The organism is Polynucleobacter sp. IMCC 30228 (genome assembly GCF_021395205.1).
Classification (GTDB): domain Bacteria; phylum Pseudomonadota; class Gammaproteobacteria; order Burkholderiales; family Burkholderiaceae; genus Polynucleobacter.
The window spans coordinates 312,438-337,720 of record NZ_JAJVCS010000001.1; the positions used below are offsets into that span (position 1 = coordinate 312,438).

At 47.3% G+C, this 25,283-nt stretch carries 26 protein-coding genes, 3 tRNA genes and 1 rRNA gene; 5 read left to right on the plus strand and 25 right to left on the minus strand.

Going from position 1 to position 25,283, the window contains the following annotated elements; all coding sequences use genetic code 11:
* Positions 1–51: 51 nt before the first annotated feature.
* The 3 genes from LZT21_RS01650 to LZT21_RS01660 all read right to left on the minus strand — a co-directional run bounded on the left by LZT21_RS01650 (position 52) and on the right by LZT21_RS01660 (position 1,825).
* A tRNA-Ala gene (locus LZT21_RS01650) sits at positions 52–127 on the minus strand.
* Between the two features lie 30 nt (positions 128–157).
* A tRNA-Ile gene (locus tag LZT21_RS01655) sits at positions 158–234 on the minus strand.
* A 58-nt stretch (positions 235–292) separates the two neighbouring features.
* Positions 293–1,825: ribosomal RNA gene (locus tag LZT21_RS01660) — 16S ribosomal RNA — on the minus strand.
* Between the two features lie 347 nt (positions 1,826–2,172).
* Between LZT21_RS01660 and LZT21_RS01665 the strand changes: the two genes are divergently transcribed.
* A complete protein-coding gene (locus LZT21_RS01665; RefSeq protein ID WP_233989126.1) occupies positions 2,173–2,835 on the plus strand; it encodes a GNAT family N-acetyltransferase in 663 nt (220 codons plus the stop codon).
* Between the two features lie 37 nt (positions 2,836–2,872).
* On the opposite strand, the gene LZT21_RS01670 is transcribed toward LZT21_RS01665, so the two are convergent.
* Genes LZT21_RS01670 through LZT21_RS01680 form a run of 3 tightly spaced genes read right to left on the minus strand, consistent with a single transcriptional unit; the run spans position 2,873 to position 4,540 of the window.
* A complete protein-coding gene (locus LZT21_RS01670) occupies positions 2,873–3,529 on the minus strand; it encodes a BON domain-containing protein (protein WP_233923310.1) in 657 nt (218 codons plus the stop codon).
* An 18-nt stretch (positions 3,530–3,547) separates the two neighbouring features.
* Positions 3,548–4,150 (minus strand): phosphoheptose isomerase, encoded by a 603-nt coding sequence (locus tag LZT21_RS01675; RefSeq protein ID WP_233923311.1) that lies wholly within the window; start codon positions 4,148–4,150, stop codon positions 3,548–3,550.
* A gap of 45 nt (positions 4,151–4,195) precedes the next feature.
* The gene (locus LZT21_RS01680) at positions 4,196–4,540 is read right to left on the minus strand and encodes a YraN family protein (protein ID WP_370634769.1); all 345 of its coding nucleotides are present in this window, start codon (positions 4,538–4,540) and stop codon (positions 4,196–4,198) included.
* Between the two features lie 11 nt (positions 4,541–4,551).
* Here LZT21_RS01680 and rsmI point away from each other — a divergent pair, with 11 nt between their 5' ends.
* Positions 4,552–5,445: a 16S rRNA (cytidine(1402)-2'-O)-methyltransferase gene (rsmI, locus tag LZT21_RS01685; RefSeq protein WP_233923312.1), complete on the plus strand. Its 894-nt coding sequence runs from the start codon at positions 4,552–4,554 to the stop codon at positions 5,443–5,445.
* Between the two features lie 2 nt (positions 5,446–5,447).
* Here the strand turns inward: rsmI and LZT21_RS01690 are convergent, their stop codons facing one another.
* Complete coding sequence (locus LZT21_RS01690) at positions 5,448–5,747, minus strand: hypothetical protein (RefSeq protein WP_233989127.1); 300 nt, start codon at positions 5,745–5,747, stop codon at positions 5,448–5,450.
* 93 nt (positions 5,748–5,840) lie between these two features.
* Here LZT21_RS01690 and LZT21_RS01695 point away from each other — a divergent pair.
* The 3 genes from LZT21_RS01695 (at position 5,841) to LZT21_RS01705 (ending at position 7,363) form a co-directional block, all read left to right on the plus strand.
* Positions 5,841–5,916 (plus strand) — tRNA-Arg (locus LZT21_RS01695).
* A 188-nt stretch (positions 5,917–6,104) separates the two neighbouring features.
* Positions 6,105–7,130, plus strand: a complete 1,026-nt coding sequence (locus LZT21_RS01700; RefSeq protein WP_233989254.1) for a fatty acid desaturase — start codon at positions 6,105–6,107, stop codon at positions 7,128–7,130.
* A gap of 47 nt (positions 7,131–7,177) precedes the next feature.
* Positions 7,178–7,363, plus strand: a complete 186-nt coding sequence (locus LZT21_RS01705) for a hypothetical protein (RefSeq protein ID WP_233923314.1) — start codon at positions 7,178–7,180, stop codon at positions 7,361–7,363.
* Positions 7,364–7,412: 49 nt separating this feature from the next.
* On the opposite strand, the gene priA is transcribed toward LZT21_RS01705, so the two are convergent.
* From priA to LZT21_RS01795, 18 genes are all read right to left on the minus strand, one after another.
* Positions 7,413–9,545, minus strand: a complete 2,133-nt coding sequence (gene priA, locus LZT21_RS01710) for a primosomal protein N' (protein WP_233989128.1) — start codon at positions 9,543–9,545, stop codon at positions 7,413–7,415.
* Between the two features lie 283 nt (positions 9,546–9,828).
* Positions 9,829–10,932: a uroporphyrinogen decarboxylase gene (gene hemE / locus LZT21_RS01715; RefSeq protein WP_233923316.1), complete on the minus strand. Its 1,104-nt coding sequence runs from the start codon at positions 10,930–10,932 to the stop codon at positions 9,829–9,831.
* An 18-nt stretch (positions 10,933–10,950) separates the two neighbouring features.
* Complete coding sequence (locus LZT21_RS01720) at positions 10,951–11,367, minus strand: F0F1 ATP synthase subunit epsilon (RefSeq protein ID WP_233923317.1); 417 nt, start codon at positions 11,365–11,367, stop codon at positions 10,951–10,953.
* 9 nt (positions 11,368–11,376) lie between these two features.
* The gene (gene atpD / locus LZT21_RS01725) at positions 11,377–12,786 is read right to left on the minus strand and encodes a F0F1 ATP synthase subunit beta (RefSeq protein WP_233923318.1); all 1,410 of its coding nucleotides are present in this window, start codon (positions 12,784–12,786) and stop codon (positions 11,377–11,379) included.
* A 56-nt stretch (positions 12,787–12,842) separates the two neighbouring features.
* The gene (atpG, locus tag LZT21_RS01730; RefSeq protein WP_233934840.1) at positions 12,843–13,709 is read right to left on the minus strand and encodes a F0F1 ATP synthase subunit gamma; all 867 of its coding nucleotides are present in this window, start codon (positions 13,707–13,709) and stop codon (positions 12,843–12,845) included.
* A gap of 7 nt (positions 13,710–13,716) precedes the next feature.
* Entirely contained in the window at positions 13,717–15,255 is a 1,539-nt protein-coding gene (gene atpA / locus LZT21_RS01735) for a F0F1 ATP synthase subunit alpha (protein ID WP_233923320.1), read from the minus strand.
* Between the two features lie 40 nt (positions 15,256–15,295).
* Positions 15,296–15,832 (minus strand): F0F1 ATP synthase subunit delta, encoded by a 537-nt coding sequence (locus LZT21_RS01740; protein WP_233923321.1) that lies wholly within the window; start codon positions 15,830–15,832, stop codon positions 15,296–15,298.
* Between the two features lies 1 nt (position 15,833).
* Positions 15,834–16,304 (minus strand): F0F1 ATP synthase subunit B, encoded by a 471-nt coding sequence (locus LZT21_RS01745; RefSeq protein WP_233923322.1) that lies wholly within the window; start codon positions 16,302–16,304, stop codon positions 15,834–15,836.
* 64 nt (positions 16,305–16,368) lie between these two features.
* The gene (gene atpE / locus LZT21_RS01750; RefSeq protein WP_233923323.1) at positions 16,369–16,635 is read right to left on the minus strand and encodes a F0F1 ATP synthase subunit C; all 267 of its coding nucleotides are present in this window, start codon (positions 16,633–16,635) and stop codon (positions 16,369–16,371) included.
* A gap of 39 nt (positions 16,636–16,674) precedes the next feature.
* A complete protein-coding gene (gene atpB, locus LZT21_RS01755) occupies positions 16,675–17,565 on the minus strand; it encodes a F0F1 ATP synthase subunit A (RefSeq protein WP_233923324.1) in 891 nt (296 codons plus the stop codon).
* 23 nt (positions 17,566–17,588) lie between these two features.
* Complete coding sequence (locus LZT21_RS01760; protein ID WP_233923325.1) at positions 17,589–18,104, minus strand: ATP synthase subunit I; 516 nt, start codon at positions 18,102–18,104, stop codon at positions 17,589–17,591.
* A gap of 60 nt (positions 18,105–18,164) precedes the next feature.
* Positions 18,165–19,061: a ParB/RepB/Spo0J family partition protein gene (locus LZT21_RS01765; RefSeq protein WP_233923326.1), complete on the minus strand. Its 897-nt coding sequence runs from the start codon at positions 19,059–19,061 to the stop codon at positions 18,165–18,167.
* On the minus strand, positions 19,058–19,864 hold the full coding sequence (locus LZT21_RS01770) for a ParA family protein (protein WP_233923327.1): 807 nt from the start codon (positions 19,862–19,864) through the stop codon (positions 19,058–19,060). The genes LZT21_RS01765 and LZT21_RS01770 overlap by 4 nt, the downstream gene beginning before the upstream one ends.
* A 24-nt stretch (positions 19,865–19,888) precedes the next feature.
* Positions 19,889–20,563 carry a 16S rRNA (guanine(527)-N(7))-methyltransferase RsmG gene (rsmG, locus tag LZT21_RS01775; RefSeq protein ID WP_233923328.1) on the minus strand — a complete coding sequence of 225 codons (675 nt, stop codon included), beginning with the start codon at positions 20,561–20,563 and terminating at the stop codon, positions 19,889–19,891.
* Between the two features lie 13 nt (positions 20,564–20,576).
* Positions 20,577–22,496 carry a tRNA uridine-5-carboxymethylaminomethyl(34) synthesis enzyme MnmG gene (gene mnmG, locus LZT21_RS01780; RefSeq protein ID WP_233989129.1) on the minus strand — a complete coding sequence of 640 codons (1,920 nt, stop codon included), beginning with the start codon at positions 22,494–22,496 and terminating at the stop codon, positions 20,577–20,579.
* 130 nt (positions 22,497–22,626) lie between these two features.
* A complete protein-coding gene (locus tag LZT21_RS01785) occupies positions 22,627–23,376 on the minus strand; it encodes a TSUP family transporter (protein ID WP_233989255.1) in 750 nt (249 codons plus the stop codon).
* A 52-nt stretch (positions 23,377–23,428) separates the two neighbouring features.
* Positions 23,429–24,388 carry a branched-chain amino acid ABC transporter permease gene (locus LZT21_RS01790; RefSeq protein WP_233934839.1) on the minus strand — a complete coding sequence of 320 codons (960 nt, stop codon included), beginning with the start codon at positions 24,386–24,388 and terminating at the stop codon, positions 23,429–23,431.
* Between the two features lie 10 nt (positions 24,389–24,398).
* The gene (locus LZT21_RS01795; RefSeq protein WP_233923331.1) at positions 24,399–25,283 is read right to left on the minus strand and encodes a branched-chain amino acid ABC transporter permease; all 885 of its coding nucleotides are present in this window, start codon (positions 25,281–25,283) and stop codon (positions 24,399–24,401) included.

Sequence of the window (25,283 nt, forward strand, 5' to 3'; positions counted from 1 at the left end):
AAATGGCAAAACTAAACGTTTTGAATCGCTTAGTTTTGCTATTTAGTTTGATGGTGGAGGATGACGGGATCGAACCGACGACCCCCTGCTTGCAAAGCAGGTGCTCTCCCAGCTGAGCTAATCCCCCATCGACCCACTAAGTCTGTATTGCTTTTGGTGGTGGGTCTGGTAGGACTTGAACCTACGACCCCCGCCTTATCAAGACGGTGCTCTAACCAGCTGAGCTACAGACCCGTGGCTTTTGTTGTCAATCGATAAGTGTGGGCACTAAAGTTCCAGCATCTTTCTCTAGAAAGGAGGTGATCCAGCCGCACCTTCCGATACGGCTACCTTGTTACGACTTTACCCCAGTCATGAACCCTGCCGTGGCAGTCGCCCTCCTTGCGGTTAGGCTAACGGCTTCTGGCAAAACCCACTCCCATGGTATGACGGGCGGTGTGTACAAGACCCGGGAACGTATTCACCGCGACATTCTGATCCGCGATTACTAGCGATTCCAGCTTCACGAAGTCGAGTTGCAGACTTCGATCCGGACTACGATGCATTTTCTGAGATTAGCTCCCCCTTGCGGGTTGGCAACCCTCTGTATGCACCATTGTATGACGTGTGAAGCCCTACCCATAAGGGCCATGAGGACTTGACGTCATCCCCACCTTCCTCCGGTTTGTCACCGGCAGTCTCTTTAGAGTGCTCTTTCGTAGCAACTAAAGACAAGGGTTGCGCTCGTTGCGGGACTTAACCCAACATCTCACGACACGAGCTGACGACAGCCATGCAGCACCTGTGTTCACTTTCCCTTACGGGCACCTAATGTATCTCTACTTCGTTAGTGACATGTCAAGGGTAGGTAAGGTTTTTCGCGTTGCATCGAATTAATCCACATCATCCACCGCTTGTGCGGGTCCCCGTCAATTCCTTTGAGTTTTAATCTTGCGACCGTACTCCCCAGGCGGCTGACTTCACGCGTTAGCTACGTTACTGAGAATGTAAATTCCCAACAACTAGTCAGCATCGTTTAGGGCGTGGACTACCAGGGTATCTAATCCTGTTTGCTCCCCACGCTTTCGTGCATGAGCGTCAGTGTTATCCCAGGGGGCTGCCTTCGCCATTGGTATTCCTCCACATATCTACGCATTTCACTGCTACACGTGGAATTCTACCCCCCTCTGACACACTCTAGCTATACAGTCACAGGCGCCATTCCCAGGTTAAGCCCGGGGATTTCACGCCTGTCTTGTATAACCGCCTGCGCACGCTTTACGCCCAGTAATTCCGATTAACGCTCGCACCCTACGTATTACCGCGGCTGCTGGCACGTAGTTAGCCGGTGCTTATTCTTCAGGTACCGTCATTCGCAGACTGTGTTAGAGCTGCTGTTTCTTCCCTGACAAAAGAGCTTTACAACCCGAAGGCCTTCTTCACTCACGCGGCATTGCTGGATCAGGGTTGCCCCCATTGTCCAAAATTCCCCACTGCTGCCTCCCGTAGGAGTCTGGGCCGTGTCTCAGTCCCAGTGTGGCTGATCGTCCTCTCAGACCAGCTACTGATCGTCGCCTTGGTGGGCTTTTACCCCACCAACAAGCTAATCAGGTATCGGCCGCTCTCATAGCGCGAGGCCTTACGGTCCCCCGCTTTCCCCCTCAGGGCGTATGCGGTATTAGCACAGCTTTCGCTGCGTTATCCCCCACTATGAGGCACGTTCCGATATATTACTCACCCGTTCGCCACTCGCCACCAGGTGCAAGCACCCGTGCTGCCGTTCGACTTGCATGTGTAAGGCATGCCGCCAGCGTTCAATCTGAGCCAGGATCAAACTCTTCAGTTTAATTCCTGTGATCCTTGCGGATCGTCGCACTCATTCAAGAAATTGACTTGGTTAAAAACCAAATCTTTTTACTGTCTTGAGTACTGTTTTATTTACATCTGTCCCGAAGGACTGGATGCCTTTACCCAGTACCCACAATTATCGATTGACTAATTTTTAAAGAGGGCTGAAATGGCTTTTTTAAGAAATTTCAGCGAAGTCCGCTACTATGACACAAGAATTGCAAGATGTCAACACCCATCTAGGTATTTCTGCTGATATTTTCAGAAATTCTTTACAAAAAACGGCCAAATCTGAAGATTAGGGAAAACCCTAGTCAAAAGCGCAAAACAGGGTAAAATGATGCAATGCACAAAATATGCTTTAAGGGTGCCGCAAAACCTACCCGCAAACCATTTATTTGTGGGCTTAATAGCCTGCCAGTGAGAGAACTGCATGCCGGTCATCGCGCTGCTATCTTGGCGCATTTTTTGCTTTTAGAAGCGGAAGATCGCCGTTTACGCTTTGGCCTTCCGTCTACTGATGTCGTTATTCAAATCTATGTTGCCGAACTTGACTTTAAGCGGGATGCAATTTTTGGAATTTTCGATACCAACTTAAAGCTGATCGCGATTGCTCACCTAGCCTATTTACCGGTTGGGAACAAACGCAGTAAAGCTGCCGAATTTGGGGTTTCCGTTCTAGCCGAAAATCGTTATCAAGGGTGTGGCGCTGCATTACTAGAACGAGCAATCGTCCATGCGCGCAATACTCAGGTCACCACTTTATTTGTGCATTGCTTAGCGCAAAATAAAATCATGGTGCATTTGGCACTAAAAGCAGGTATGCAAATTGACTATGCCTATGGTGAAGCGGAAGCCTGCTTAAAGCTACCACCCGCAAATTCCAGCACGATTTTTGCTGAGGCCGTTAATGTCCAGCTTGCAGATTTTGATTTCGCCGTTAAATCCAATCTAAATCAATCAAATAAAGCTTTACGCTGGTTGCTGAAAAAAACCAAGGCCCAATAAGCAGGCCTAGCGCTGGCATCTTTATTGGGTTGCTAGCTTAGTTTTGTGGTGCCGGCTTAGTAGCCGCTGCAGCTGAATTTTTATTGGCCTGATCAATGCGTTCTTTGTCAGCCTCAGAAATCAAATCAAAAAACGTATAAACCGCTTTCACACCATTTGTTGAGCTCGCAATTTTCTTTGCACTTGCAGCCTCGGCTGCGGTCAAAATACCGAGCATATAAACGTTTGTACCTTCAGTCACGATATCCATTGAATTGGATGGGAGATTATTAGTAAAAATCATTTCCGTTTTAATTTTTGAAGTGAGATAGGCATCATTGGCTCGTGCCGTATAAGAACTAATGGGCCCAATGGTAAGTTCGTTAAAGACAGTACGAACATTTTTTAATTGCTTCACATCTGCTTCTGCTTGGCTTTTCATTTCTGCTGTTTTTACTTCACCAGTTAAAAGAACCTGTTGATTAAATGACGTTACATTGATGTGCGCGTCTTTGCCAAACTTATTGCTGAGCTGCGCCCCAGCTTCTAACTGAATTCCAATGTCGGTTGCTTGAGCAGCTGCGGTGCGCCGGTCGGCTAGCACGCTTGCGCTGCCTGCAACTGCGCCGACCGCAATGACACCGCAGGCATTTAATAAGCCCAGCAATGACAACAGACATAACAGCGCACTCACTGAACGAAATAGCGTTTTCATCTGACCTGACCTCTAAAGTTAATCGAGCAAAACATGATCAATCCCATCGCATAAGGCATGCAACAGAATTAAATGTGTTTCTTGAATTCGTGCCGTGCGCGACGCGGGCGCACATAAAAGTAAATCGTTTACGCCTAGTAAGTTGCTTAACTGACCACCGCCATTGCCGCTGAAGGCAATGACTTGAATGCCCATGGACTGCGCCGCCACAATTGCTTTCAACACATTTTTAGAGTTGCCAGAAGTAGTGATGGCCAATAAAATATCACCGGTTTTGCCAAGGCCGCGCACTTGCTTGCTAAACACTTCGTCATAGCTGTAGTCATTACCCACTGCAGTCAAAATAGAGGTGTCGGTGGTGAGGGCGATTGCTGCTAACTCCCGCCGCTCGCGCTCAAAACGACCGATCAGTTCGGCAGCAAAATGTTGTGCATCGGCGGCTGAACCCCCGTTACCACACGCCATAATCTTGCCGCCGGCCTGAAGACAGTTAGCCATCGCCAAAATGGCTTGGGCTGCTAGCGCTGACAGAGTCTTCGCAGCCTCTTCTTGGCACGCAATACTATCTAAGAAATGCTGCGCGGTTCGCGTCTCTAAGCTCGGCAGGGTCTGGTTATTCATCCTAATATTATGCCCCTAGTTTTACCAAGGGGCGATAAGCTGCCATCAAAATGCGGCCTTAAGCCACTCTAGTTGATCGCCTTTTATAGCAATCACGTCAAAGCGGCACGACGGATAGTCCTTAGCGCGATAGTGGGATTGCAAATAGTATTGAGCTGTTTTATAAATCTTATTTTGTTTGCTGGCGTTAATGCTAGCTAGGGCGCCGCCCCAATTGCTTGAGCTACGCGCCCTGACTTCTACAAACACTAAAGTAGCTTGATCACGCATAATCAAATCAATCTCGCCCATGCGGCAGCGATAATTTAAGGTGACGAAGTTGAGACCTGCGCATTGAAGATACTCTTTTGCTGCTGCTTCAGCTTTTTTACCGATGTTGTGAATGTGAATGGAGTGTCACCATGGAATTGGGTATAGCGGATTTTCTACAACAACAAGATTTACCGGCTAGTGCATTGTATGTAGTGGCTACACCGATCGGTAATTTAGGTGATATAACCTTGCGCGCGTTACATGTATTAAATGCAGTTGATGGCATTGCTTGCGAAGATACGCGTCATAGCGCTGCCCTGTTGCGGGCATTTGGCATTCATAAGAAATGTGTAGCGCTACATGAGCACAATGAGGTTGCGGCTACTAAAAAAATGATCTCCCACTTAAAGCAGTCGCAACGTTGGGCTTATATTTCGGATGCTGGTACGCCAGGCATTTCAGATCCCGGCGCTAAGCTCGTCGGCGCTGTTCAGCAAGCGGGGTTTCGGGTGATCCCCATTCCGGGGCCCAGTGCGCTTACTGCGATTGCCTCAGTTGGCGGCGGGGCACTTGATCATTTACAAGGCCGCTTTCAATTTATTGGCTTCTTGCCCCATAAGGTAAAAGAGCGTGAGCGCGTTTTAAATGAAATTAATTTGTCTGCGCAAGCGAGTATTTTTCTTGAGTCGCCACATCAAATCCAATCTAGCTTATTGAATCTATCAGCGATTCTTAAACCTGAGCGCGAAATCATTATTGGTCGTGAGCTGACTAAAAAATTTGAAGCAATCGCTTTTTTAACTGCAGGCGCCTTAAAAGACTGGCTTGCCAACGCAATTAGTCTTAAGGGAGAATTTATTATTTTAGTCGCCGGGGAGAAGTCTAGTGAACCACAGTCAGCCGACGCAGTGGCAGTACATCGCTGGATTAATGTACTTGCTGAATATTTAGGTAGCAAAGAGATTGCTAAGGTGGTGTCTACGGCTACCGGCATGCCCCAAAAAGCGGCGTATCAATTAGCGCTGATGGCTAAAAAACATTAACTCTATTTGGCTGCGGCCTTCGCGGCCGGAGCTGTGATTGCAGCGACCGCGGGTGGCACTGGCGCTGTATTTTCCGCCACTGAGGGTGGTGCTGCGGCCGCACTCAGGGTAACCTGCCCAACCGGTTTAATCCGTTGTGCGATTCCTTTTTCTGCCTCAATGCTGCCGCCAGATTCGCGTTGGCCGCTATTAACATAAACCATTAACAATAAAATAATGAGAAGCGGTACAAAAAAACTGAGGCTAACCACCACAATTAATTGTTTTGGGGTTTTAATTAAACTACCGTGACCATTGCTCATTATTTTGCTCTTTTGCTAGTTTTTTTCGTTGATTTGTTAATTATAGCCAGCCCGAACGATTCCGGCACTTACAATAGAGCCTTAGTTCTTAATGCGCCCGTAGCTCAGTGGATAGAGTATTGGCCTCCGAAGCCAAGGGTCGCGCGTTCGATTCGCGCCGGGCGCACCAGCATGGGTAACTTTGATCCAAATCAAGCGGAAAAAACCAAAAAGCTCTATCATTCAAGCGTCTAAACCTCTATTTACATTGTGTCCAACTCTTTAAACCCCTCCTATGTTGATTCTTCGCGCGTTGCGCCGCTAACGCCCGATCAACCATTGCCTCACCGTAAAATTATTCGCAGCTGGTTAGAGCCGATGGCGAAGGGCGAAACGAGTCGGGCAATTGCTTTACTTATGTTTGACGCAACACTTTGGCTAGGCGCCATTTTTGCCACCGTCTATTTTGAACATATTTTGCTTAAAATACTTTTTGGCGTAATCGCAGGATTTATCACAGGACGTATCTTTATCCTTGGGCACGATGCTTGTCATCAAAGCTTTACCGCTAATCGCGAACTGAATAAAGTACTTGGACGCATTGCCTTTTTGCCTTCGTTAACCCCCTACAGCCTCTGGGACATTGGTCACAACGTTGTTCATCACGGGCAAACGAATTTAAAAGGTTTTGATTTTGTGTGGGCGCCACTTTCAAAAGCCGAGTTTGATGCTTTACCTGCATGGCGCCAAACCCTTGAGCGCATTTATCGCAGCGGCTGGGGCCCAGTACTGTATTACATGATTGAAATCTGGTGGAAAAGAGAATACTTTCCCAATGCCACTTATAAGCCAGCGAACCGTGCCATTTTTATGAAAGATAACTATTTGGTCTCGGCCTTTGCGGTTCTGTGGCTTGGCTCACTCATTGCTGGGGCTTGGCTTACCGACCAATCGATTTGGATTACCCTGCTCACCGGTTTTGCTTTGCCATTTTTATTTTGGAATGGCATGATTGGTTTTGTAGTTTACGTACACCACACCCACCCCTCAGTGTCTTGGTACGATAAAAAATCGGAATGGTTAAGGGCTCAGCCCTTTGTTTCTACCACCGTTCATCTGACTTTTAATTTTGTCTGGGGCGCATTAATGCACCATATCATGGAGCACACGGCTCACCATGTAGATATGTCGATTCCCCTATATCGTCTTAAAGAGGCTCAGGCGAAGCTAGAAACTGTTTTACCAGAGCGAATTTTTATCCAAAAATTCTCCTGGAAATGGTATTTTGATACTGCCAGAGCTTGTAAGCTGTATGACTTTGAAAATAAGGCCTGGCTAGATTTTGATGGCAATAAAACCGCTGATTCAGTGAAAATTATGCTGACGCCTGCCCCAGCTTGCTAAAACGGGTAAAATAGCATTTCTGTAGATTAGTACCCCTCGGAATGCTTATGACCACCTCAACCACCGCCCCAACCCAAGACACCTCACAAAGCCTTAAATTTTGCTCATCTTGTAGTCGCGAGAAGCGCTTAGAAGGTGGTACGTGGATTCCTACGAGCAATCGCAAACAGCGCTGGATTTGTGCCAGCTGCCTCTATAACCGTACTCATCGTACGGGCTCAGCTAAAACCTAACGTCGGCTTGGGTATAACTAAGGTCTACAGAGTAGGTAGGGCCTTTAGTTTAAATAAGCGCTGGATCGCGCTCAATCGACCAGCGTATTTTGTCCTTCTTACTAATACGCCCTTGCGACTGACCTCGTAAGAAGGTATCAATTTGCTCTAAAACACCTTGTAAATGATTCCGATGATTGGCTTCAATAACTAATTGGGCGCGTTCTAAGCCTGCAATTCGCACCATACTCTTCGCTACGGGATCGTATATTTTTACCTGCTGTTCGGCGTCAAAGTGGCTGGCTGCCTCTTGTTTAAGCTGCGCTAAAAATACCAATACCTTGCTTAACACTTTTCCCTCGGCGTGAATCAAGGCCTGAAAAGTAAAAGGCGGCAACTGCGCTTCTTCACGTTCAGTTGCTAACTGCGCTAAAAAACCATCGACATCATGCTGAATTAAGTATTGAAAAACAGCGGCATTTGGATGGCGGGTTTCAATATAAATTTGACTTATTTTTTCTACACCATCGCTTCGACCAGCGCGCCCAGCGACCTGAACGAGTTGTGCAAATAAGCGTTCCGGAGCACGATAATCGTGAGAATATAAACGCGCATCAGCATCTAATACGCCAACTACACGGATATTTTGATAGTCATGACCCTTCGCAATCATTTGTGTGCCGATAATAATGTCGATTTCACCAGCATGCACCGCCTGCATCATATCTTCAGCGCCACGCCCCCTGCGACTACTATCAGCATCAATCCGCAAGATGCGGGCGTTTGGCCAAGCTAGGCCGATTGCATCTTCAATTTTTTGTGTTCCTTGCCCAATGGGTCGTATATCGGCATCTCCGCATTCAGGACAACTCTTAGGTACAGACTTTACCAAGCCACAATGGTGACAACTCAAAATCGGCTTAGCAGTAATTGCACCTGGCTTATGCAAGACTAAATATGCACTGCATTGCGCGCACTGTGAAAGCCAGCCGCAAGATAAGCAAGTTAAAACAGGAGCATACCCACGGCGATTAATTAGCACTAAACTTTGCTCCTGCTGCTGTAAGTTAGCATCAATTGCATTGGCCAGAGGCCTTGAAAGATGAATTTTTTTAGCACCAGCAGATTGATTATTTTTGTCTTTTAAATCAATCAAGCGTATTTCTGGCATTGCACCGCCTTGTGCTCGCTGGTTTAGCTGGATTAAGTCATAGCGCCTATTGCGTGCGGCCAACCAAGTTTCTAAAGAGGGTGTAGCAGAAGAAAGAACAATAGGAATGTGTAAATTATGAGCGCGCCAAACTGCTAAATCACGTGCTGAATAACGCGTACCTTCTTGCTGTTTATACGATGTATCGTGCTCTTCATCAACGACGATTGCCCTTAAGTGCGGAATGGGAGTAAGGACAGCTAAACGGGTACCAAGAATGATTTGCGCCCGACCAATTTGTGCTTCATACCAGGCCATGCCGCGTTTTTTTTCTGCCAACGCACTATGTAAGACAGCTAGTGTGTGCCCTGGAAAATGCGCACGCACACTTCTCTCTAATTGCGGGGTTAAATTAATTTCGGGCACCAAAATCAGCACTTGAGCATTTTTTTCTGCCAATATATTAGCCAGCCAATTTAAAAAAACGGCCGTTTTGCCACTACCTGTTCTGCCCTGCAATAATGTGGCGCGCAAGCCGCTCTTCTGGCTGTCTTGTTTTTGATTATTTAATTTTGTTAACGCAGCGGCCTGCTCTGCATTTAGCGCTGCCGTCAGAATGGCGCCGGTAGCCTTAGCGCTTTTGCTGCTGGAGTGGGGGCCACTATCCTGACTAATGGCCGCCTGATCCATTAGCGCAAGTTGTAGTTTTGGCCAATTTTTGGGTTTTTTCCAATATTGCGGAATACTTGGAATGAGGGTTTCGCCAAGCCCTTGAATATAGTACGTGCTGGCAAATACCATGAGCTGCATTAATTGGGGGTCTAAGGCCGGAATCGGTGCAAGTTGCGTAACTGTCTTTAATTGGGCCGGCTCTAGGGCAGTGTCATGGCTTACTTGAACCACAACCCCAACTAAATTTCCGCGGCCAAATGGTACCTCAACCAATTGGCCAATAAGGGGATCTTGCCCTAATTTTTCACTATTCCAAATATAGTCAAAGCATTGGCGCAGGGGCTTATCAATCGCAACCTGAACAATGAGGGGCTTAGTCATTACAGCGCTTTAGCGGGTTAACTTTACTTGTGGATAAGTCTGTGGATATCGCTAAGTTTGCCATTATCTTTTCATTAGCGTTCATTTTTAAAGTCTTACGTGAGGGGTGCTTTACGACTATTTATTCAATTAAAACAATTACTTAGACTAAATTATGCAGGGGTAATCTGAAGCTTCGAGCGAATCTTACTGAATTTCTTATGCTCGTGTTTGGCTGTGCATAACTATGTGCATAACTTTTCGCAATGCACCAAATTAACAGGCCAAGCGGCTCTGGTTTAGCCTACTTTCTAAGGGCTTGGGAGTGGCTTATGACCGCCTCAACTAGCGCAGAAACGTGCTCTGGGGGGGTAAATTGTGAAATGCCATGGCCCAAATTAAAGATATGTCCATCTAAGGGATGTAGTTTGGGGCGCATAGGCGGCGCTGACGCCAATCCATCGAGTATTTCACACGCTAATTGCTGAATTTGGGCGGGCTCGGCAAATAGGGCAAGGGGATCAATATTGCCTTGAAGTGCTATGGGGGTATTAGCCGCTACCAGTGCTGCGCGCGCGTGCTGCAGAGAGATAGTCCAGTCTAGACCAATGACATCAGCACCAGCTTGTGCCATATCGTTTAACCAGAGGCCACCCCCTTTGGTGAAAATAATAATCGGCACTTTTCGCCCTTGGTGCTCTCGGGGCAGCTGCGCTATTACTTCGCGCATGCTTGCTAAAGATACACTTTGATACCACTTGTCGGGCAGCATGCCGCCCCATGTATCAAAAATCATTAATGCTTGAGCGCCGGCCTCTAATTGCAAGCTTAAATATTGGGCTACAGACTGGGCATTGATTTTGAGAATCTGTGCCAGTAAGTCTGGCCGACTAAACATCATGGTTTTAGCATGACGAAAGTCATCAGCGCTTGAGCCGTCAATCATGTAACAAGCCAGTGTCCACGGCGATCCTGAAAAACCAATCAGTGGCATACGCTGCTGACCATTTTGCATTAGCGCGCGGCGAATTTCTGCAACCGCATCAAAAACATACTTCAGCTGATTCATATCCGCCACTTGCAACTTAGCTACATCATCCGCTGTGCGCAAAGGCCTTTCAAAGCTGGGGCCTTCGCCAGCGGTAAATTGCAAACCAAGGCCCATGGCGTCAGGAATAGTTAAGATGTCGGAAAATAAAATTGCAGCATCTAAGGGGTAGCGATCAAGTGGCTGAAGGGTAACTTCAGTAGCTAAACTGGGGTTCTTGGCTAGCGCTAAAAAACTGCCCGCGCGGGCGCGCGTAGCGTTGTACTCTGGCAAATAACGACCAGCTTGGCGCATCAGCCACAACGGCGTTCGATCCGTTGGCTCGCCAAGGCAGGCCTTAAGGAATCGATCGTTCAGCAAGGCTAGCTTGACAAAGAATTATTTTTTGCGCCGAAAGCGCGCAAGTGCAGCTAATTGAGCGGCGGCCATAACAAATTCGGATTGTGCTAAAGCCAAATCAAATTCGCTACCCCGATTTTGCATAGCCTCTGCCGCGCGTTTTTTTGCCTCGAGGGCTTTTGCTTCATCCAGATCGTGACCGCGAATCGCCGTATCGGCCAAAACTGTAATGTGATCGGGCTGTACCTCTAAATAGCCGCCCGCAACAAACACAAATTCTTCCTCGCCATCTACCTTCTCAATGCGCACTGATCCGGGACGAATACGGGTAATGAGTGGCGTGTGACCAGGCAAAATTCCCAGCTCGCCACTTTCACCAGGAAGCGCAACAAAGTTGGCTTCGCCACTAAAAATGGACTGCTCAGCACTCACAACATCAACCCGAATTGTTGCCATGTTTTGTCCTTAAAGCTTCTTGGCTTTTTCAATCGCTTCGTCGATAGATCCAACCATATAAAAAGCTTGTTCTGGCAGGTGATCTAATTCGCCACTCACAATCATTTTAAAGCCACGAATGGTTTCCTTTAAAGGCACATATTTTCCCGGCGAGCCAGTAAAAATTTCAGCGACGTGGAATGGTTGCGACAAGAAACGTTGAATTTTACGCGCGCGCGATACGGCTAACTTATCTTCTGGCGATAATTCATCCATCCCCAAAATAGCAATAATATCGCGCAACTCTTTATAGCGTTGCAAGGTCATCTGCACTTCGCGAGCCACTTCATAATGCTCTTGACCAACGACCTGCGGATCAAGCTGACGACTAGTTGAATCGAGTGGGTCAACTGCGGGATAAATACCTAAAGCTGCAATATCCCTTGAGAGCACCACGGTGGAATCTAAATGCAAAAAGGTTGTCGCCGGAGAGGGATCGGTTAAGTCATCTGCAGGGACATAAACCGCTTGAATTGATGTCACTGAGCCAGTTTTAGTTGAGGTAATACGCTCTTGCAATTTCCCCATCTCTTCAGCCAAAGTTGGTTGATAACCTACAGCAGAGGGCATCCGCCCCAATAAAGCGGAGACTTCTGTGCCAGCTAATGTGTAACGATAAATATTGTCGACGAAGAACAAAATATCGCGGCCTTCATCACGGAATGCTTCGGCCATGGTTAAACCCGTTAAGGCCACGCGCAAACGATTTCCTGGGGGCTCGTTCATTTGACCAAACACCATGGCCACTTTATCGATTACATTTGACTCTTTCATCTCATGATAAAAGTCATTACCTTCACGGGTACGCTCGCCAACACCGGCAAATACAGATAATCCCGAGTGTTGTTTAGCAATATTGTTAATGAGCTCCATCATGTTGACAGTTTTACCTACTCCTGCTCCACCAAACAAGCCAACCTTACCGCCTTTAGCGAATGGACAAACTAAATCGATTACCTTAATGCCCGTTTCAAGCAAGTCTACTGAAGGGGCGAGATCTTCAAACTTAGGGGCGGGCTGATGAATTGCGCGCCGCACATCGGTTGCAATTGGACCAGCATCATCAATTGGGCGACCCAACACATCCATAATGCGGCCCAACGTTGCGGGGCCAACCGGTACTGAGATTGGTTTGCCGGTCGACTTTACTTCCATGCCGCGGCGCAAACCATCACTGGCGCCCATCGCGATCGTACGTACGACACCATCGCCAATTTGTTGTTGCACTTCAAAGGTGAGCCCCTTTTCAGCAAACGATGCTTCCCCGCTATCGACCAGAGTCAAGGCATCATAAATATTGGGCATTTGATCACGTGGAAATTGAATGTCTACTACAGGACCAATGCACTGCACGATATTGCCGTTGCTTACGTTACTCATCGTATTTCTCCGCTTTTAATTCCTAAAATTCTTTCTTGCTACTAAATAGGCTCGGCTTATACCGCCGCCGCGCCGCCAACAATTTCTGACAACTCTTTGGTAATCGCCGCTTGACGCGTTTTGTTGTATTCCAGTTGCAATTCACCAATCACATTTTTTGCATTATCCGAAGCCGACTTCATAGCGACCATGCGCGCCGATTGTTCCGAGGCTTTATTTTCAGCTACAGCTTGAAAAATTAAAGCCTCGACATAGCGTTTTAATAGACCATTGAGCACCAACTCGGCATCTGGCTCGTAAATATAATCCCATGCATGGGCTGACTGTTGCGGCTCTAAAGCACTTGGCTCGAGAGGTAAAAGTTTTTCTAACACGGGCTCTTGTTTCATGGTATTGATAAAGCGGGTATAGGCCAAATAGACCGCGTCAACTTCGCCTTTTTCAAAAGCTGTCAATTGTGCAGCGATAGAGCCAATCAAAATATCCATGTGGGGCGTATCACCCAACTGAATCACTTCGGATAGAATTTTTGCCTTAGACCGATTTAAAAATTGCAGACCCTTAGCGCCAATGGCGGTAAATTCAATTTCAATCTGGGCCTCTTGCATTTCGCGTGCCTGATTCATCACTAAGCGCAGTACATTGGTATTTAAGCCGCCACACAAGCCCTTATCAGTGCTGACCAAAATAGTGCCAATGGTTTTGACTTCACGCACCGTCATATAACTTGGGCGGTACTCGGGATTTGCTTTGGCTAAATTAGCAACAATTTCACGAATTTTTTCAGCATAGGGGCGAGCTGCACGCATCCGCTCTTGCGCACGCCGCATCTTCGAGGCGGCAACCATTTCCATGGCCTTGGTGATCTTGCGCGTATTTTGTACGCTTTTAATCTTGGAGCGGATTTCTTTTGTGCTTGCCATAGTCTATTTATGCGGCCGCGCGTTTGTAGTCTTCAACCGCTGCACGTAATGCAGCTTCATCATCCTTGCTTAAGTCTTTGGTATCTTCAATATTGGCTACTAACGCAGCATATTTGGATTTTAAAAACTCATGCAAACCTTTTTCAAAGGGCAGCACTTGCTTCACATCAATGTCATCGAAGAAGCCGTTGTTGACAGCGTAGAGTGATGCAGCCATTTGCCAAACTTGCATGGGCATGTATTGTGGCTGCTTTAGTAGTTCAGTCACTCGACGCCCACGCTCAAGCTGTTTACGCGTAGCATCATCGAGGTCGGAAGCAAATTGTGCAAACGCCGCTAACTCGCGATATTGCGCTAAGTCGGTACGAATACCGCCCGATAATTTTTTAATCACTTTAGTTTGTGCAGCACCGCCCACCCGTGATACAGAAATACCAGCATTAATAGCCGGGCGCACACCAGCATTGAATAAGTCGGTTTCTAAAAAGATTTGTCCATCGGTAATCGAGATCACATTTGTTGGCACAAATGCAGAGACGTCGCCCGCTTGGGTTTCAATAATGGGCAATGCTGTAAGCGATCCTGTTTTACCTTTTACGGCGCCTTTCGTAAACTTTTCAACATATTCCGCATTCACCCGAGCAGCGCGCTCAAGTAAGCGTGAGTGCAGATAAAACACGTCGCCAGGGTAGGCTTCACGACCAGGCGGACGGCGCAATAACAGCGAAATTTGACGGTAAGCAACTGCTTGCTTGGTTAAATCATCATAAACAATTAAGGCATCTTCGCCGCGATCGCGGAAGTATTCGCCCATGGTGCAACCCGCGTAAGCCGATAAATATTGCATTGCCGCCGAATCGGACGCACTAGCTGCAACCACCACGGTGTACTCCATGGCGCCCAGCTCGGTGAGCTTGCGCACGACGTTGGCGATAGTGGAGGCTTTTTGTCCAATAGCCACGTAAACGCAATAAACGCCTTTGCCTTTTTGATTAATGATGGCATCAACTGCGACGGCAGTTTTACCGGTTTGACGATCGCCAATGATTAATTCGCGCTGACCGCGCCCAATGGGCACCATTGCATCGATTGCCTTTAGGCCAGTTTGTACGGGTTGACTAACGGATTGGCGAGCAATCACGCCTGGTGCAACTTTTTCAATGAAGTCGCTTAATTTTGCATTAACGGGGCCTTTGCCATCGATGGGCTGGCCTAATGCATCAACCACTCGACCTAATAATTCAGGCCCTACGGGAACTTCCAAAATTCGGCCCGTGCACTTAACTGGATCGCCCTCTTTAATATGGGTGTATTCACCTAACACCACCGCACCAACCGAATCACGCTCTAGGTTTAAAGCAAGACCAATGGTGCCGCCAGGAAACTCTAACATCTCTCCTTGCATCACCCCAGACAGTCCATATACTCGGCAAATACCATCAGTTACCGAAATAACGGTACCTTGATTACGCATCTGCGTATCAATGCCTAATTCACTAATTCGGCTTTTGATCAGCTCGCTGATCTCGGAAGGGTTGAGTTGCATTGCTTACTCCTGGGTCTTAATTCGTATGTTCTTCATTAACTTATGCGCTTAGGCTAATTTGCATCTGAGCCAAGCGCGCTTTTACTGAGCCGTCTAACACTTCATCGCCAACTTGCACCCGAATGCCGCCAATTAAGCTGGGATCAAGAGCAATCGTTGGGCGCAATTCTTTGCCGCCGAAGCGCTTTTTTAGGCTGACCAATAAACTACTTAAGGCCTCGCCCTCAAGTGGAAATGCGCTAGTAATCATGACCTCTGCAGCGCCTTCGCTATGATTTTTTAATAAACTAAATTGCGCCGCTATTTCACTCAAAACACCTAAGCGCTGATTTTGATTAAGTAAGCGCAAAAAACTCAAAACCCGTTCACTTATTGGTGTTTTGGCCATGCCTACAATGAGCTGACTTAAGTCTGCGGCAGACACCTTGGGGTTATTGGCCAACAAGACCAATTCTGGTGCTGAAGCAATTTGCGCTAGCTCGTTTAGTTGAGCTGCCCACGGCGCTAAATCAGTTGGCTGAGCGCTAGCAAATAAGGCCTCAGCGTAAGGGCGGGCAATCGTTGCTAAATCAGCCATATCAAAGTTGCGCCTTCAATTGATCTAATAATGCTGCGTGGGATTTAGCATCGACTTCACGTTGCAAAATTTGTTGAGCGCCTTGTACTGCTAGGGCGGCCACCTCAAGCCGTAAAATTTCCCGGGCGCGACTCACTTGTTGGTCTGCATCTTCTTTAGCCTGCGCCAAAATTCGGGCAGCTTCGGCTTGGGCATTGGAACGAATTTCTTCGGCGGCCATTTGTGCCCGCTTTTCAGCTTCGGCAACCCGTTGTGCACCTTCTTGGCGAGCACCGGCTAATTCTTGTTCAGCAATTTTGCTAGCAGATGCCAAATCGGCTTTGCCTCGCTCTGCAGCAGCCAAGCCTTCGGCTACTTTCGTGGCGCGATCATCTAATGCCTTCACCAACGGCGGCCACACAAAGCGTGCAACAACCCACCATAGTATGAAGAAAACGATCATTTGCGCGAATAAGGTCGCGTTCAGATTCACGATGTTCCTTTCGGTATTGTTAAAAGCGGAGAGATGACCAATTTAGTCATCTAAACCGCAACAATTACTTGATGACGGCAAGCAGTGGGTTTGCAAAGGCAAACAACATTGCCACACCAACGCCGATCAAAAACGCTGCGTCGATTAAACCAGCCAAAAGGAACATTTTGGTTTGCAGTTCGTTCATCAACTCAGGTTGACGGGCTGCACCTTCAATAAATTTTCCGCCCATAAGGCCAATGCCCAAACAGGCTCCTAAGGCGCCCAAACCAATGATAAGACCGATACCGACGGCTGTCAGTCCCTGGATGTTGGCTAAAAATGCTTGCATGTTAACTCCTAAGTATTAAAAGGGGTGAGGTTGAAAAAATTAATGGTGACTATGCGCTTGGCCAATGTAGACCAAAGTCAGCATCATGAAAATAAACGCTTGCAACAAAATAACAAGTATGTGAAATATCGCCCACGCTGATCCGGCTATGACGTTACCGACAAATCCAAACATCGTCATGTCCAGACTAAAGGTCCAAATGCTACCCAGAAGCGCAATGAGCAAGAAAATTAATTCGCCTGCATACATGTTGCCAAAAAGTCGCATACCTAAGGAGACGCCCTTAGCTACATACTCAATTAAATTTAATGCTAGATTAATTGGCGCCAAATACCATTTAGCCCCAAATGGCGCAGAAATTAATTCATGCATAAAACCGCCAACGCCCTTAATTTTGAAACTATAAAAAAGCACTAACAAGAGCACTGAAAAGGATAGTCCGAGAGTGGCGTTGAGATCGGTAGTCGGCACAATTTTGTGATGGGGCACATGCAGGCCAAAACTTCCAACGAACTGATTCACGCCGACAATCCAGTCAACCGGGATGAGGTCAAGGGTGTTTAGCAAAATGATCCAACAGAACACGAATAGGGCGAGAGGGGCAATGTAAGTGCGGTTCCCATGAATAATGCTTTTGGATTGGGTTTCGACCATTTCAACCAGCATTTCCACCAATGCTTGGAAGCGCCCTGGAACTCCGGGGCTTGCACGCCGCGCAGCGATTAACAACAAGACAACCGCTAAGACGCCCATTAACGAGGTCCAAAAAACGGTATCTAAATTAATAACGCTAAAGTCAATAATTGAAGCTTGTTTGCCGCCGATATTATTGAGGTTTTGCAAATGCTCAGCAATATATGAGGTGGGCGTAATGGCTTCAGTTGCACCGTGCGATGCGACTCCATTTGCCAGATTTGCTTCGCTAGACATCTATCAACAATTCCCTGTTTCAATCATTTTGCTACCTGCTTGAAGCGCCACATAAACCAATAGCACTTCAAGGTTAAAAAATAAGTCAGCAACAACGGCAACCATTTTAAATCTGGCTGCTTGACCGCAAACCCCACAAACAAGGCTAAAGTTAAAGTGATCTTAATTAACTCTCCAGAAATCACCGCCGCCAAAAACTGCCCTGCGCTAGGTTTGGTGGAATTACTCGCGATTTGCAGCCGCAATAAAAAGACACTCGCTGGTAAAAACCCAATTAAGCCACCCACCAAAGCCGACTGAGTATAAAGGTTTATACCCAACGGGCTCCCAAAAAAACTACAAATAACCGCGCTAAGCAGTGTTACTACCACCTGACCCAAAATTATTCGCCAAGACGACAAGGCAAAAAATTGCGCGGGCTGTGCAGCCCGTAAGGCGCTCATTTCTGCTTTGCTGTAGGTCCGAAAGGCCTCTTCGGGCTCTTCCCATTGACACTTCGGCGGAAATTGATTTTTTTGGGTAATCAATTTAGCCCGCATATTTTAGTGTTACCAACATGATTGGTCAATTGATTTTGAACTTTTTGCCGGGTATTTTTTCTACACATGCGCAATACCCAACTTTTTTAGTAAGGCATCTAACTCATCAAATTGGCTAAAACGAATACAGAGCTCGCCGCCCTTACTTTTTATTTTAAATTGTGCTGCTAAGCCGATTAGATCAGCTATCTCTTGGGCTAAACGGCGTAAATCAGGATCTTTATTGGCCGCAGCTGAGGCGGAATTTACCAACGATTTTTTACTCTGCCCAATTTGACCCATAGCAATAGTGGCTGCGCTTGCCATTTTTTCTGCCTCGCGAACTGACAAGCCTTGAGCCACAATGCGTTGCGCCAAAATAATTTGGCTTGCGCCGGGTAACGGCAAGAGGGCGCGTGCGTGACCCATATCGAGCTCACCAGCCATGAGCATGGCTTGCACCGGCTTGGCTAGTTGAGAGAGACGCAATAAGTTGCTAATGGCGCTACGCGATTTGCCAACTGCCTTGGCAGCAGCCTCATGGGTAAAACCAAACTCTGCAATGAGGCGCGCCAAGCCCTGAGACTCTTCAAGGGGGTTTAAATCTTCACGCTGCATGTTCTCGATTAATGCCATTGCCGCTGCAGAGCGATCGTTCGCCATGCTAATTAATACCGGCACAGCGGATAAGCCAGCCAATTGGGCCGCGCGAAAGCGTCGTTCGCCGGCAATAATTTCATATTTGCCTGGAGCCACCTCACGCACCAATAGCGGTTGCATAATGCCCTGCTCACGAATACTCTCAGCCAACTCTTGCAAACCCTCTGACTTAATCTGTTGACGAGGTTGATACTTGCCGGCCTGCAAAGCGGTAAGTGGTAAGGAGGCAATGCTTGATCCTGCTACCTCAGACTGATTTGTTTCGCCCAAAAGGGCATCAAGCCCTCGGCCTAAGCCTTTTTTCTTAGCAACGCTCATGGTTTCACCTCTGCTGAATTGCCCTGCATTATGTTCATTGTCTGCACCCGCTGAATCATTTCGGCACCAAACTCCAAATATGCCTGGGCACCACGGGAAGCCTTATCAAAGGTGACTCCGGGCATACCGTATGAGGGGGCTTCGGCCAAGCGCACATTGCGCGGAATAATAGAGCTAAAAACTTTATCGCCAAAATGGGCCAGTAACTGCTCAGACACTTGCTGCTGTAATGTCATCCGTGCATCGAACATCACTCGCAACAATCCTATGATGACGAGGTCTGGATTTAACTTGGCATGCACTTGTTTAATCGTATTCACTAGGTCGGATAAACCCTCTAGTGCAAAGTACTCACATTGCATTGGCACAATTACACCATTCGCTGCGCATAAGCCGTTTAAGGTAAGCAATGAAAGGGCTGGTGGGCAATCAATCAAAACGAAATCGTAGTCGTGCGCAACGCTATGCAAAGCATTTTTGAGACGCAGCTCACGCTCATCAAGATCGACCAATTCAATTTCTGCGCCAGCCAAATTACGGTTTGCTGGTAATACGTCGTAGCCAGCACTAGGGCAACGCTGCACGGCCTCTTGCACTGCTGCATGACCAATTAATACTTGATAGACTGTTTTGCTTAAGTCGCTTTTTTCTATACCGGAACCCATAGTGGCGTTACCTTGCGGGTCTAGATCTACCAATAGTACGCGTTGCTGATGACCCACCAAGCCCGCTGCTAAATTAACAGCGGTGGTAGTTTTACCGACCCCGCCTTTTTGATTGGCAACACAAAAAATTTTAGCCATAGTAAAAAAATGCTCTATAAAAGATTAGTGCAGTTGGGTAAAGGTGAGTAAATGGCGTTCGACTGTGCAATTGGGTAGATGCACCGGCAAATCGGCAACTAAGCGCCACCGTTCTTGAGGGAGCGAGCTAATTTCAGCTTCAACGTGTTTTGCTTTCATGGCAAAAACCACGCCGGTTGGCTTTAAAAAGGGTTCGGCTAAGCGCAAAAAATCAGCTAAATTGGTAAAAGCCCGCGAAATAACTGCGTCAAACTCGCCTGCAAATTTCGCGCCCGCATCCTCAACCCGCATAGTTAGTATTTCCACATTATTTAAATGCAGCCGACCTTTAAGGTGCTGTAAAAAAGCGGTTTTTTTACGGACTTTTTCAATTAGGCTAAAACGCCAGTCTGGCCGTGCAATGGCCAAAGGAATTGCGGGTAGGCCCCCTCCAGACCCGAGGTCGGCAATTCTATAGGGCTGCGTACTGGTTTGTGATGTGCTCCCCGCTTGCGCCTCTAAAGCCACCAGCATTCCAGGTAAAATTGCAATAGAATCAAGGAGATGCAGACTTATAGAGGCGTTTTCTTCAGTAATAGCAGTTAAGTTATGAACCCGATTCCAGCGCTCAAGCTCTAGCAAAAATAGCTCGAGGTCAGCGACTGCCGCTGGCAATAAAGCCACGCTTAAATCTTGGAGCCCATCTGCTAGCTGGCTCATTGGGCGCCTAATCTCATAAGAGAACAGTGCCCTTACCAAGCCCCTTCTTCAGGTGCACGAGCAATAAAGAAATGGTGGCAGGGGTTACTCCTGAAATGCGGGCAGCATGGCCAAGCGTAGCGGGTTTATGAAAGTTTAGCTTCTGCTGAGCCTCAGCCGATAAACCATGAACTTCGAGGTAATCCAAGTTTATGGGTAAGCTTAGGCCCTCAAAATGGGCATGACGCGCAATTTCTGCGCTTTGTCGATCGATATAACCTTGATATTTGATGGCAATTTCTACTTGATCTTTAATTTGCTGGTCCAAAATGGGGTCGTCTGCCAAATCGCCTGGATGCCAAAAACCTTTTTCGGCTGCCATTAACTCGCTATAACCTATGCTAGGGCGCCGGAGTATTTCAGCCAAAGAGCACTCGTGTGCCAGTGCTTGCCCCAAAATAAGTACCAATGCACCTGCTTTTTCGTGCCGGGGACCAACCCAAATGCTATTGAGGCGCAATGTTTCACGTGAAACAGCAGCTTCTTTTTCACAAAAGAACCCCCAACGGATATTGTCGACTAAGCCCAATTGGCGCCCGATAGCTGTCAGGCGCAAATCAGCATTATCTTCACGTAAGCTGAGACGGTATTCGGCCCGGCTTGTAAACATCCGGTAGGGCTCTTGCACTCCGCGGGTTATTAAGTCGTCCACCAAGACGCCAATATAGGACTCACTCCGCTTGGGTATCCACTGCTCTTTGCCCAAAATAGCTAAAGCAGCATTAATGCCTGCCAACAAACCCTGTGCAGCGGCCTCTTCATAGCCAGTTGTGCCGTTGATTTGGCCAGCAAAATAGAGCCCTGTGATGGCTTTTGTCTCTAGGGTGTGACGCAAGTGTTGTGGATCAAAAAAGTCGTACTCGATTGCATAGCCGGGGCGCAAGATCGTTGCCGCCTCCATGCCCCGAATACTTCTTACCAGATCCCACTGAATATCAAAGGGTAGGCTGGTAGAAATGCCATTAGGATAAAACTCATTGGTTGATAAGCCCTCAGGCTCTAAAAAGATTTGATGGGCATTTTTAGACTTGAAACGATGGATTTTGTCTTCAATTGACGGGCAGTATCGTGGTCCGACGCCCTCTATCACGCCGGTATACATGGGTGAACGATCAAGCCCACGGCGAATGATGTCGTGGGTTTGTTCATTCGTATGGGTAATCCAGCAGGATACTTGAGGAGGGTGCTGTTCTGGACGACCCAAAAATGAAAAGCTTGGAACGGGATCAAGATCACCAGGCTGCTCTTGCATGACTGAAAAATCAATGGTGCGGCCATCAATTCGCGGTGGGGTGCCAGTTTTAAGCCGCCCCTGAGGTAATTGCAGCTCTTTCAGGCGCAGAGACAGGGTATTGGCTGCGGGATCACCGGCACGACCGCCCGCGTGACTATCTAGCCCAACATGAATTTTACCGCCCAAAAAGGTGCCTGCTGTTAATACAATGCGAGGTGCACAAAAGGTTAAGCCAAGGGCCGTAACTACACCCTGAACCTGATTGTTCAGAACTACAAGATCATCTACTGCGGCTTGAAATAGGGTTAAGTTAGGCTGATTTTCTAGGCGTCGACGAATGGCCGCTCGATACAAGACCCTGTCGCCTTGGGCTCTAGTGGCGCGCACAGCTGGCCCCTTGCTTGAATTAAGAATGCGGAATTGAATCCCCGCCTCATCCGTTGCCGCTGCCATCGCGCCGCCCAATGCATCAATTTCTTTCACCAAATGGCCTTTGCCAATTCCGCCAATTGAGGGGTTACAGCTCATGGCACCCAAGGTTTCAATGTTATGGGTGATTAGCAGGGTATCGCAACCCATTCTGGCGGCTGCAAGCGCGGCTTCGGTGCCAGCATGGCCCCCACCGACAACAATCACCTCAAAATTTTTGGAATAGCGCATGAATTAACCAAGATAGGGCGATGATCATAGCATTTTGTCTGTTTCACGTGAAACAAATTTGTTCCATGCAAATGCAACTCTAGTTAATTTGGTTCGGACTAAGTCCTAATTATATCAGTAAGTTATTGATTTAATTGGTAAAAAAGCCGTCGTAAGCTGATTTTAAAATGAGCGCGCTCACAACAATTAAAAAGGTTTTGCGCACAAAGGTACTGCCGTGGCGAATGGCTAGCTTACTGCCATACTGACTGCCGGCAATATTGGCGACCATCATCGCCAAAGCCAGCGGCCAATGAATGTAGCCCAAACTAGCAAATAAGCCAATTGCAGCCAAATTTGTAGCCACATTAACTAGCTTAGTCGCAGCCGAGGCATGTAAGAAATCAAAGTTAAAAAAGCGCACAAAGGCGAATAACAAAAAGCTGCCCGTGCCTGGTCCAAAAAAACCATCATAAAAGCCGATGATTAGGCCCAGGCAAGCCGCCTTGAGTTGCACCAAAAAATTCTTCTCCACTGGGTCGTGCGCACCACCCAATGCTGGTTGAAACCAGGTATAGAACAATAAAAATAAGAGTACGAATGGCAGTGCCTTCCGCAAGGGTTCGGCAGGAAATACCGTCACCGCCTGAGCACCAAGTAGTGCGCCAATAAAACCAAACACAATGGCGGGGCCCACAATCGCCCAAGGTAAATCAACGTGCCGCAAATAGCGCCGCGCTGCATTGAGCGTGCCACCAATGGCGGCTACTTTATTAGTTGACATCAGCGCAGCTGGGGGTAGTTCGGGATAGGCGGCAAATAATGCTGGCAATTGAATTAAGCCCCCGCCGCCAGCCACGGCATCAACCAGCCCCGCAAAAAAAGCGAGCGCCAATAACAGTGGCCATAAGTAAATTGAAAATTCGATGATGCGCTCTTTAAAAAATAAAAACTTATTTTGGTTTTACAAAATAGCCAACCAAGCCTTTGCGAAAGAGCATTACACACAAAATAAAAATCAGGCCGGTAACAATGGTGACCGACTCGCCCAGCGAATTAAACCACTGTACGCTAGTTAGCTTAGCTAAAAAATTACCAATCTCACCGACTCTCTGTTCAAGCACCACAATGACTAGTGAGCCCACTAAGGGGCCGATCAAGGTGCCAACGCCACCAACTAAGGTCATTAAAATAACTAGACCAGACATCGACCAATGCACATCACTAAGCGTTTCGAAGCCAAGCACCAAAGCCTGCGCACTGCCTGCTAAGCCCGCTAGGGCGGCAGATAAAAGGAAGACTAAAAACTTAAATTGATTCACGTCGTAGCCCAAAGAAATTGCACGCGGCTCATTTTCTTTAATCGCTTTTAAGACCTGTCCAAAAGGCGAAGCAACAATACGCGCAATTAGTAAAAATCCAAATACCACCAAACCTAAAATAAAATAATATAAGGTCAGATCATCGCTTAAATCAATCAAGCCAAATAAACTTCCCCTTGGAATGCCCTGAAAGCCATCTTCACCACCGGTAATGGGGGCTTGCAAACAAATGAAATAAAACATTTGCGCCAAGGCTAAAGTAATCATCGAAAAATAAATTCCCTGTCGACGAATTGCCAAACCACCCATTGCTGCGCCTAAACAAGCTGCGAAAGTAGTTCCTAAAATAATTCCGAGCTCCGGCGAAAGTCCGGCATTGCGCATGAAAAATCCCAAGGCATAGCCACCGCCGCCAAAAAAAGTTGCATGGCCAAACGAGAGCAGGCCGGTGTAACCCAATAACAAATTAAATGCCGCAGCAAACAAAGCAAAACATAAAATCTTCATTAAAAAGATCGGATAAAAAAACCACGGCGCAAGTATGCCGATCGAAAGCAGAAGCAGATAAAAAATCGATTTAAACGATTTCATCGAGAACATGTTATTTTTCCCGTCCAAATAAACCAGCAGGTCGGAATAACAAAACAATCGCCATAATTGCAAACACCACGGTGTTTGAGGCCTCGGGATAAAAAACTTTAGTAAGCCCCTCGATTAAACCAAGCCCTAGGCCCGTCAAAATTGAACCCAAAATTGAACCCATGCCGCCAATAACAACAACCGCAAAGACCACAATAATTAAATTTGAGCCCATCAGCGGAGAAATTTGAATAATGGGCGCGGCAAGCACGCCCGAAAATGCTGCTAAGCCAACCCCGAAGGCGTAAGTTAAGGTCATCATTAGCGGAAAATTAATGCCAAACGCCTGAACTAATTTTGGATTCTCGGTTCCAGCCCGTAAGTAAGAGCCCAGTTTCGTTTTTTCGATGACATACCACGTTACAAAGCACACCGAGAGCGATGCAAACACAACCCATGCGCGGTAGTTTGGCAGCATCATAAAGCCTAAATCAGTCGCACCAGTAAGTAATTCAGGGGTTGAGTATGGCAGACCTGAAGAACCGTAAATTGAGCGCAAGATGCCCTCAATAAAAAGCGTCAAACCAAAAGTCAATAAGAGCCCATACAAATGATCCAACTGATACAGGTGCCGCAATAAAAGCCGTTCAATCACCACGCCAATCGCGCCAACGACTAGCGGCGCCAACAATAACATCGCCCAATAGTTCAAGCCAAAATATTGGCCAGCCATCCACGTCACAATTGCGCCCAGCATAAACATCGCGCCGTGCGAAAAGTTAATGACATTTAAGAGGCCAAAAATAACCGCTAGGCCCAAACTTAAAATGGCATAGAAGCTCCCGTTAACCAACCCCAAGAGGAGTTGGCTTAACAGGGCTGAAGTGGATAGACCAAAAATTTCCAA